Consider the following 8,912-nt stretch of genomic DNA (forward strand, 5'->3'; position numbering starts at 1 on the left):
GTGGGGGGTGATGATGATTTGGGGGTGGGTCCAGAGGGGGGACTCGGGGGGCAGGGGTTCGGGGTCGAAGACGTCCAGCAAGGCCTGGTGCAGTTGGCCGCTGTCGAGGGCGTCGAGGACGTCCTGGGTGACCATGTGGGAGCCGCGGCCGGCGTTGATGAGGCTGGCGCCGCGGGGGAGGTGGGCGAAGGTGTCGCGGTTGAGGATGCCGCGGGTGGCTTCGGTGGCGGGCAGCAGGCAGACCAGCAGGTCGGTCCGGGACAGGAATTCGGGGAACTGTTCGGGGCCGGCGTAGGACGGCAGGCCGTCGGGCAAGGTGGTGGCGCCGCGCGACCAGCCGCTGACGGGGAAACCGACTTTGGCCAGCAGGCGGGCGGCGGCGATGCCGAGGTGGCCCAGGCCCATGATGCCGACGCGCACGTCGGCGGCCACGCGCAGCGAGTCGTACAGCTCCCAGTGGCGGCGCGCCTGCTGGTCGATGGCGCGCTTGAGGTCGCGGGTCAGCATCAGGGCGCTGGTCAGCACGAACTCGGCCATCTCGGTTTCGGTGCGCGGGGTGACCATGCGGGCGATGCGCAGGTGGCGCGGCCAGGCGGAGTCCGAGACGATGTGGTCGACGCCGGCGCCGGCGCTGATGATGAGCTTGAGGTTGGGGAAGGTGGCCAGGCGGCCGTGGTCGGGCGCCCACACCAGGGCGTAGTCGATCGAGGCGGGGTCGACGTCGTCGAACCAGCTGACGATCTCCAGATCGGGCGCGTGGACCCTGAATTGTTCGCGCCATTCCGCCATGGCCGATTCGCCGCCAGACCTGATGATGAGCCGCATGCCTCGCCTACTCCGTTAAGGGCGCGCGCGCCCTGGGTGTGATCGGCGCCTTGCCGTCCGCGACGCGCGCAGCGTCGCGGACGGCAAGGCGCGCCTGTCCTCAGCGTTCGACCGTGCGGTTCCAGCGCGCGTTGAAGGCGGGACGGGTGGCGTTGATCTGGTCCCAGTCCAGGATCTTGGCGTTGGCCATGTAACCCTGGAAGCGCTTGAGCGCCTCTTCGCTGCCGGCCGGCGGTTGAACGTTCTTATTGGACGGGAAATGGCCGCCCATTTCCAGTGCCTTGGCCTGGGCCTGCGGCGACAGCAGGTACAGCGCCAGCTTCTGCGCCAGTTCCGGCTCGCTGTTCTTGGCGATGACGCACTCGGCCACCATCAGGATCACCGAGCCTTCCTTGGGTTGGGCGTATTCCACCGGGATGTCGCGCTTCTTCAGGCGGGCGATGGCGGTGGGCGTCAGCGGGAAGATGGCGGCTTCGTTGGACTGGATCATCTCGGCCAGCTTGGCCGAGTTGGGGATGTATTCCAGCACGTTGGGGCCGATGGTGGACGGCCACTGCTTGAAGCCGGGCTCGGTGTTCTGGTCATTGCCGCCCTGGATGCGATTGAACATCAGGAAGCCGTGCAGGCCGAAGGTGCTGCCCGAAGCCGACTGGAACACCACCTTGCCCTTGAACTTGGGATCGGCCAGGTCCATCCACGAGGTCGGCGCGGCCCAGCCTTTCTCCTTGAACAGGCGGGTGTTGTAGCCCAGGCCGGTCATGCCGATGTCGATGCCGGCGGCCATGCGGTCCTTCATGACGGCGGTGGGGTACAGGTCCTTGAGCACCGGATCGTCGTTGAGCGGCTCGCACAGGCCCATGGAAATGGCGCGCGCCATGATGCCGTCGTCCAGGAACATGACGTGCATCTGCGGCTTGTCCTTGAAGGCCTGGGCCTTGGCCAGCACGTCGGTGGAGGTGCCGGGCACCACCACGATCTTGACGTTGTTGGCCTTCTCGAAATCCGGGAACACGTACTGCGTGAAGGCGCGCTCCATGTCGCCGCCGTTCATGCCGACGTACAGCGTCTTCTGCTGCGCCATGGCGCCCGCCGACAGCGCGGCCAGCGCCAGGCCCAGCAGCCACTTCCCCTTGGACGGGCGGCGAACGCCCTGTTTCTTGTGCATCATGGTGACTCCAGCGTTTGCTCACGAACAGGCCCCAACCGAGGCACGGCGCCGTGAGCGGCCCCCGTGTATCGTCCGATGCCGAAGGCGTCGATGGGAATGGAAGACCGGCCGTTTACGACCAGTTCGGAAAGCACTTCGCCCACGGCCGGGCCGATCTGGAAGCCCGCGCCCGACAGGCCGAAGGCATGGAACAGGCCCGGCACGGTGGCGCTGGGGCCCAGCACCGGGTTGTGATCGGGCATGTTGCCCTCCACCCCGGTCCAGAAGCGGATGACCTGCGCGCCGCGCAGCGGCGGCAGCAGGCGTTCGGCGTTGGCCATCAAGGTGCCCAGCGCCTCGCGGCCGGGACGGGCAAGATCGGGGCCGGAAGACACGGCGCGGCCGCCGCCGATGACGCAGTTGCCGCGCGCCACCTGGCGCGCGTAGATGCCGCCGCCCTGCATGCCCAGGCTGACGTCCATGAACAGCGGCAGCGGCTCGGTCACCATCATCAACGGATGGATCGCGGTCTCCGGCACGGTCTCGCCGAAGTCCTGCGCGAAGCGCCCGGCCCAGGCCCCGGCGCAATTGAGCAGGAAGCGCGCGCGCACCTCCAGCGCGTCGCCGGCGCGCAGCACGAAACGCTCGCCGTCGTGGATGGCCTGCGTGACGGTAGTGCCTTCGCGCACGTCGGCGCCCAGCGCACGGGCGGCGCGGCCGAAGGCGGGCGACACCAGGCGCGGGTTGGCGTGGCCGTCCTCGGGACAGAACGAGCCGCCCACCACGTGCGCGCCCAGCCAGCCGAAACGCCGCGCCAGCGCGGCGCGGTCCAGCATTTCCAGGTTCATGCCGAAGCCGCGGGTCTGCGCGCGGTAGGCATGCAGGGCCTGCAGATCCGCGTCGGAACAAGCCAGCTTCAGGTGCCCCGAGCGCACGTATTCGCCGTCGATGCCGATCAGCTGCGGCAGCTGGCCCCAGAGTTCATGCGCGCGGCGCGCCAGCGGCATCTGCTCCAGGCCGCGGCCCTGGCGGCGCACGCCGCCGTAGTTGACGCCGCTGGCGCGGGCGCCGCACAGCGCGGCCTCCAGCAGCACCACCGGCACGCCCAGCCGGCGCAGGAACAGCGCGGCGCTGCCGCCGACGATGCCGCCGCCGAGAATGGCGACTTCGGTGTCGATGCGTTCGGTCATGGCGCTGCCTTTGCGGAACGATCCTGGCAGACGATATCCACGGGAATGGGCTTGACCGGCGGCTGGCCGCGCAGGCGGCCGACCGCGTCGGGTCCGGCGCCGCAGGCGTGCGCCAGCACTTCGGCCGCGCCGGCGCCGCACATGCGGCCCTGGCAGCGGCCCATGCCGACGCGCGTCAGCGCCTTCAGGCGGTTCAGTTCGTGCGCGCCGGTGCCGTGGACCGCCGCGCGCAGCGTGCCCGCGGTGACTTCCTCGCAGCGGCACACCACGGTGTCGTCGGCGATGTCGGCGGCCCAATCCTCGGGAAACGGAAAGGCTCGCTCCAGCGCGTCGCGCACGCGGCCGTTGGCGGCCAGGCGGGCTTCGAGCTGGCGCGCCCGCTGCGCCGGCTGCGCATGCCCCGCATCTTCCAGCAGGGCCAGCGCGGCGCGCTCGCCGGCCAGCTCGGCCGCGTCGGCGCCGCCGATGCCCGCGCCGTCGCCGGCCACGTACACGCCGGCCACGCTGCTGCGCCCGGCCGCGTCCAGGCGCGGCGTCCAGCCACGGTCGCGGACATTGAAGGCGAACTGGCAGCCCACCAGGCTGGCCAGCTGCGTTTCGGAACGCAGCGACAAGCCATAGCCCAACGCGTCGCAATCCACCCGCCGCTGCCGCGCTCCCTGGCGGTAGAGCAGCCCGGTGACGCGCGCTTCGCCCTCGACCCGCACCGGCCGCACGCCGCTGGCCATGGGCACGCCATGCGCGCGCAGCCAGGCCATGTAGTACAGCCCCTTGGCCAGCAGGCCCGGCGCGCGCAGCATGCCGGGCAACGCCGCCAGGCGGTCGGCGAAGCGCGAGGTATCCAGCACCGCCACAACGCGGGCGCCGGCCTTGGCGTACTGGTAGGCGACCAGATAGAGCAGGGGACCAGTGCCCATGAACGCGACGTGCTCGCCGATGGCGCAGCCCTGGTGCTTCAACGCCACCTGCGAACCGCCCAGGGTGTACACGCCCGGCGTCAGCCAGCCCGGGAACGGCAGCACGCGATCGGTGGCGCCGGTGGCCAGGATCAAGTGGGTGTAGGGCACGGGCGCGCTGTTGCCGTCGCGCAGCACATCGAGCGTCTTGCCTTCGGCGTTCCACACCAGGCTGCCGGGCCGGTAATCCAGTTGCGGCGCCAGCTCGTCCATCTTGCGGTGCAGCGCATCGGCCTTGCGGTGCTCGAAGCCATACAGCGCCGCCTTGGTCCGCGCGAAGCCGGGCGGCGGCTGGCGGTAGATCTGGCCGCCAGCGCGCGGCGCCTCGTCCAGCACCACCGGCCGCAGGCCCTGGGCCGCCAGCGTCTGCGCGGCGCGAATGCCGGCGGGGCCGGCGCCCACGATCACGGGCAGGATCAGGTTCATGATGCGTCGCCCTCCGCCGCCAGCGTGCCCGGCACCTGCTCGGCGCGCAGCGGCGCGCTGCGCAGGCGCATGCCCGCTTCGATGTAGGTGGAACAGGCGCGCAGACGCGTGCCATCCTCGCGCTGCATCCAGCAGTCCTGGCAGGCGCCCATCATGCAGAAGCCGGCGCGCGGCCCGCCGCCGAATTCCGACAGGCGCAGGCGCTCGGCCTGCGTCAGCACCGCCGTCAGCACGGTATCGCCGGCCAGCGCGGTGCAGGGTTTGCCGTCCAGCGTGAAGGCGACGGCGGGCCGGGCCGTTTCGGCCAGGCGTTTCAGTATTGCCATGATGGCGGGGTCTCCCGTTGCGTACCCGGCTTGCGCTTCATTTCTGTCCCACCAGCACGCGGTCCAGCCCGTAGACGCGATCCAGCAGCAGCATGGTCGCCGCGGTCAGGCCGATCACCAGCGCCGACACGGCGGCCATCATCGGGTCGATCGACTCGGTGGCGTACATGTACATGCGCACCGGCAGCGTGATGGTCGACGGCGCGGTGATGAACACCGACATGGTCAGCTCGTCGAAACTGTTGATGAAGGCCAGCAGCCAGCCGCCCGACACGCCCGGAATGATGAGCGGCAGCGTCACCTGGAAGAACACCGTGGCGCGGCTCGCGCCCAGCGACAGCGCGGCATGCTCGACCGAGCGGTCAAAGCCCACCAGCGCGCCGATCACCAGCCGCATCACGTAGGGCGTGATCACCACCACGTGGCTGAACACCAGCCAGCCGAAGCTGCCGGTGGTGCCCATCAGCGCGAAAAAGCGCAGCAGCGCCACGCCCAGCACCAGGTGCGGAATCATCAGCGGCGACAGGAACAGGCCGTTGAGCGCATCGCGCCCGGGAAAGCGGTAGCGCGTGATGGCGATGGCCGCCGGCACCGCCAGGCACACGGCGATGCTGGCCGACAGGAACGCCAGCCACAGGCTGTTCTTGAACGCCTGCATGAAATTGGGATGCTCGAACACCGCGTGGAACCAGCGCAGCGAGAACTGCGTGGTCGGCACCGTCAGCGTCGACTCGGGCGTGAACGCCACCAGGCACACGATGGCCAGCGGCGCCAGCACGAACATCACCACCAGGGCATTGAAGGCCAATGCGAAAGGACCGTTCTTCTGCATGATCGCTGTCCTCGTTCAACCCAGGCTGCGCCGGTAGGAACGTTCCACCACGCGGTTGTACGCCATCATGATGATGACGTTGACCACCAGCAGCACGATGGCGATGGCCGCGCCCAGCGGCCAGTTCAATTCGGTCAGGAATTCGTCGTAGACCACCGTGGCCACCATCTTCAGGCGGCGTCCGCCCAGCAGCGCGGGAATCGCGAACGAACTGGCCGACAGCCCGAACACGATCAGGCTGCCCGACAGGATGCCCGGCATGGCCTGCGGCAGCACGATGCGCAGCAGCGTCTGGAAGCGCGACGCATTGAGCGACAGCGCCGCGTGCTCCACGGTCGGGTCCAGCTTCTGCAGCGAGGTCCACACTGGAATCACCATGAACGGCAGCATCACGTGCACCAGGCCGATGATGACGGCGGTGGGCGTGTACAGCAGCGGTCCCAGGCCCAGCGCCGCGGCCGCGCGGCCAATGGCCCCGCCCGGCCCCAGCAGCATGCTCCAGCCGAAGGCGCGCACCACCAGCGAGATCAGCAGCGGCGACAGCACCACCAGCAGGAAGATCGAGCGCCACGGCTTGCCCATACGCGACAGGATGTAGGCCTCGGGCGCGCCGATCAGCACGCAGATCAGCGTGGTCACGCCCGCGATCCAGAACGTGCGCCAGAAGATCTCCAGGAAATAGCCGTCGGTCACCACCGCCAGGTAGTGTTCGAAGGTGTGCCCGGGCAGGATGCCCGCGCTGTAGTCGAACGGTCGGAACGACAGCACCAGCGTCAACGCCAGCGGCGTCAGCACCAACGTCAGGAACACGATCGCCAGCGGGATCGAACCGAGAATGGCCAGCAGGCCGTCGGTGCGCGGCTTGGGCGCGCGGACGGCGCCGGGTTGGGTCAGCGTCGCCATGTCAGGCCTCTTCGGCAACCGCCGCCACGGGCAGCACGCGCAGCACGCCTTCGGCCCAGTCCAGGCCGATCTGGTCGCCATCATCGTGCGGCCGGCGGCCGTCGTTGGGCGTCAGCACCGTCAGCGCCCCCACCGGCGAATCCAGCCCGTACATCCACTGGCTGCCCAGGAAGTAGCGCGTGCTGACCACACAGGACAGCTTGCCCTGGCCGGCCGGCACCGGCACCAGCTTCTCCGGCCGCAGCGACAGCTGCACGCTGTCGCCATGACGCAGGCCCGCGCCGTCGACCAGCACGCGCAGCGCGCCGGTCTCCACCTCGGCCTGCGCGCCGCAGCGCGTCACGCGGCCCGGCAGCAGGTTGGTCTTGCCGACGAAGCGCGAGATGAATTCGCTCTGCGGATGCTCGTACATGCGGTAGGGCGCGTCCACCTGCGTGGCGCGGCCGTCCTGCATCACCACCACGCGGTCGCTGATCGACAGCGCCTCGGCCTGGTCGTGCGTCACCATCACGGTGGTGGTGCCGATCTGCTTCTGGATGCTGCGCAGCTCGAACTGCATGTCCTCGCGCAGCTTGGCGTCCAGGTTCGACAACGGTTCGTCCAGCAACAGCACCGGCGGCCGGATCACCAGCGCGCGCGCCAGCGCCACCCGCTGGCGCTGCCCGCCCGACAGTTCACGCGGAAAGCGGTCGGCATGCTTGTCCAGCTTCACCAGCGCCAGCGCCTCGCGCACCCGCGCCTGGCGCTCGGCGCGCTCGACCTTGCGCATCTTCAGCCCGAACGCCACGTTGTCCGCCACCGTCAGGTGCGGAAACAGCGCATAGCTCTGGAACACGATGCCCAGCCCGCGCGTGTTCGGCTTGGCATGGGTGATGTCGCGGCCGTCGAGCGTGATGCTGCCGCGCGTCACGTCGGCAAAGCCCGCGATCATCTGCAGCGTGGTGGTCTTGCCGCAGCCCGACGGCCCCAGCAAGGACACGAATTCCCCTTTCTCGACCGCCAGGTTCAGATCCGAGACGACCCGCAGGTCGCCGTAATTCTTGGAGACGTTGTCCAACCGCAGAAATGACATATTCCAAACCCCGTGCCCGGTGAGGAGCGCTGCGCGGGGCCGGCCCCGCGTTGCAATCGATGCAGGGCAGTCTAGGAGTCGCCGAAAAGGCCGGTCAATTAGGGTTTTCCGAAGAATCGAATTTTCTTCTTATTATTTCCGTATAACTGAATTTCCTGATAAAAATACAGCCGTATATTTTGATTATCGGAATTGAACAATGAAGAAATCAGAAGCCGCCGACGACGCCGGCGCCCAGGGCGTCCTGCAACGCGCCTTCGCCGTGCTGCGCGTCCTGTCCGACGCCAAGGGCGAAAAACTGCGCCTGACCGACATCGCCGCCCGCACCGGCCAGGCCCAGGCCACCGTGCACCGCGTGCTGCAAGGCCTGGTCCAGGAAGGCATGGTCGAACAACCCGCCCAGAGCAAGGGCTACCAGCTCAGCGTCGCCTTCTTCTCCCTGGCCGCCGCCGCCGGCAACCACCAATCGACCCTGCGTTCGATCTACCGCCCCGTCATGCTGCGCCTGAGCGGCATGCTCAACGACACCATCTTCCTGCTGGTGCGCAGCGGCTTCGACGCCGTCTGCCTGGACCGCATCGACGGCGCCTTCCCGGTGCGCTCGCACACCGGCGACATCGGCGGCCGCGTCCCGCTCGGCCTGGGCCAGGGCGGCCTGCTGCTGCTGGCCAACCTGCCCGAGGCCGAACGCGAAGAAGTCCTGCGCTTCAACATCCCGCGCCTGCACCACCTGGGCTTCGTCGACGAAATCTCGATGCGCGCCGGCATCAAGGAATGCCAGGAACTCCAATACGCCCGCAGCAAGGGCCAGGGCATCTTCCCCAACATCGCCGGCCTCGCCGTCCCCGTGCACGACCCCAACGGCGTCACCGTCGCCGCCCTCAGCATCGCCGCCCCCGTCGAACGCATCAGCGACGAACGCCTCCCCCTAATCGTGGAAATCCTGCGCCGCGAAGCCGCCGGCATCAGCGCCCAACTCAACCCGTTCGACCCCGCGCTAAGGCGCCCCAGCCAATTCCTCGGCACCGGCAACCGAGAATAGGCCCGCAGCGCCACACCCCTCGACACCCGCAGGCCGGCGCGGCGAGGGGCAGGCGGGGCGCGCCGTGTAGATGCGCCCGAGGGAATCCGTAGGGAAGGCCGCAGGCCTGGACGAGATTCTATGGTCCGGATCAAGCTGTTTTCAGGTTCAACCTCCCGGGATCGAAGGCTTGCCCGGTGCGCCAGACCCCGTA

At 69.0% G+C, this 8,912-nt stretch carries 9 protein-coding genes; 1 reads left to right on the forward strand and 8 read right to left on the reverse strand.

What is annotated here, in order from left to right:
* The 8 genes from AOZ53_RS32705 to AOZ53_RS32740 form a co-directional block, all read right to left on the reverse strand.
* Positions 1 to 825, reverse strand: an 825-nt coding sequence (locus tag AOZ53_RS32705) for a 2-hydroxyacid dehydrogenase (protein ID WP_054491017.1), incomplete at its 3' end; no start/stop codon positions are given.
* 100 nt (positions 826 to 925) lie between these two features.
* Positions 926 to 1,993 carry an ABC transporter substrate-binding protein gene (locus tag AOZ53_RS32710; RefSeq protein ID WP_054431062.1) on the reverse strand — a complete coding sequence of 356 codons (1,068 nt, stop codon included), beginning with the start codon at positions 1,991 to 1,993 and terminating at the stop codon, positions 926 to 928.
* Positions 1,990 to 3,162, reverse strand: a complete 1,173-nt coding sequence (locus AOZ53_RS32715) for an NAD(P)/FAD-dependent oxidoreductase (protein WP_054431061.1) — start codon at positions 3,160 to 3,162, stop codon at positions 1,990 to 1,992. The genes AOZ53_RS32710 and AOZ53_RS32715 overlap by 4 nt, the downstream gene beginning before the upstream one ends.
* Complete coding sequence (locus AOZ53_RS32720; RefSeq protein ID WP_054491021.1) at positions 3,159 to 4,544, reverse strand: FAD/NAD(P)-dependent oxidoreductase; 1,386 nt, start codon at positions 4,542 to 4,544, stop codon at positions 3,159 to 3,161. Before AOZ53_RS32720 ends, AOZ53_RS32715 begins: the two co-directional genes overlap by 4 nt.
* Positions 4,541 to 4,870 carry a (2Fe-2S)-binding protein gene (locus AOZ53_RS32725; RefSeq protein ID WP_054431058.1) on the reverse strand — a complete coding sequence of 110 codons (330 nt, stop codon included), beginning with the start codon at positions 4,868 to 4,870 and terminating at the stop codon, positions 4,541 to 4,543. The genes AOZ53_RS32720 and AOZ53_RS32725 overlap by 4 nt, the downstream gene beginning before the upstream one ends.
* A 37-nt stretch (positions 4,871 to 4,907) precedes the next feature.
* A complete protein-coding gene (locus AOZ53_RS32730) occupies positions 4,908 to 5,702 on the reverse strand; it encodes an ABC transporter permease (protein ID WP_054491023.1) in 795 nt (264 codons plus the stop codon).
* A 15-nt stretch (positions 5,703 to 5,717) separates the two neighbouring features.
* Positions 5,718 to 6,605 carry an ABC transporter permease gene (locus AOZ53_RS32735; RefSeq protein ID WP_054431055.1) on the reverse strand — a complete coding sequence of 296 codons (888 nt, stop codon included), beginning with the start codon at positions 6,603 to 6,605 and terminating at the stop codon, positions 5,718 to 5,720.
* A gap of 1 nt (position 6,606) precedes the next feature.
* Positions 6,607 to 7,677: an ABC transporter ATP-binding protein gene (locus AOZ53_RS32740; RefSeq protein ID WP_035359809.1), complete on the reverse strand. Its 1,071-nt coding sequence runs from the start codon at positions 7,675 to 7,677 to the stop codon at positions 6,607 to 6,609.
* A 199-nt stretch (positions 7,678 to 7,876) separates the two neighbouring features.
* Between AOZ53_RS32740 and AOZ53_RS32745 the strand changes: the two genes are divergently transcribed.
* On the forward strand, positions 7,877 to 8,719 hold the full coding sequence (locus AOZ53_RS32745; protein WP_054431053.1) for an IclR family transcriptional regulator: 843 nt from the start codon (positions 7,877 to 7,879) through the stop codon (positions 8,717 to 8,719).
* Positions 8,720 to 8,912: the final 193 nt, after the last annotated feature.

The organism is Achromobacter sp. 2789STDY5608621 (genome assembly GCF_001299375.1).
GTDB classification, from domain to species: Bacteria; Pseudomonadota; Gammaproteobacteria; order Burkholderiales; family Burkholderiaceae_B; genus Achromobacter; species Achromobacter insuavis.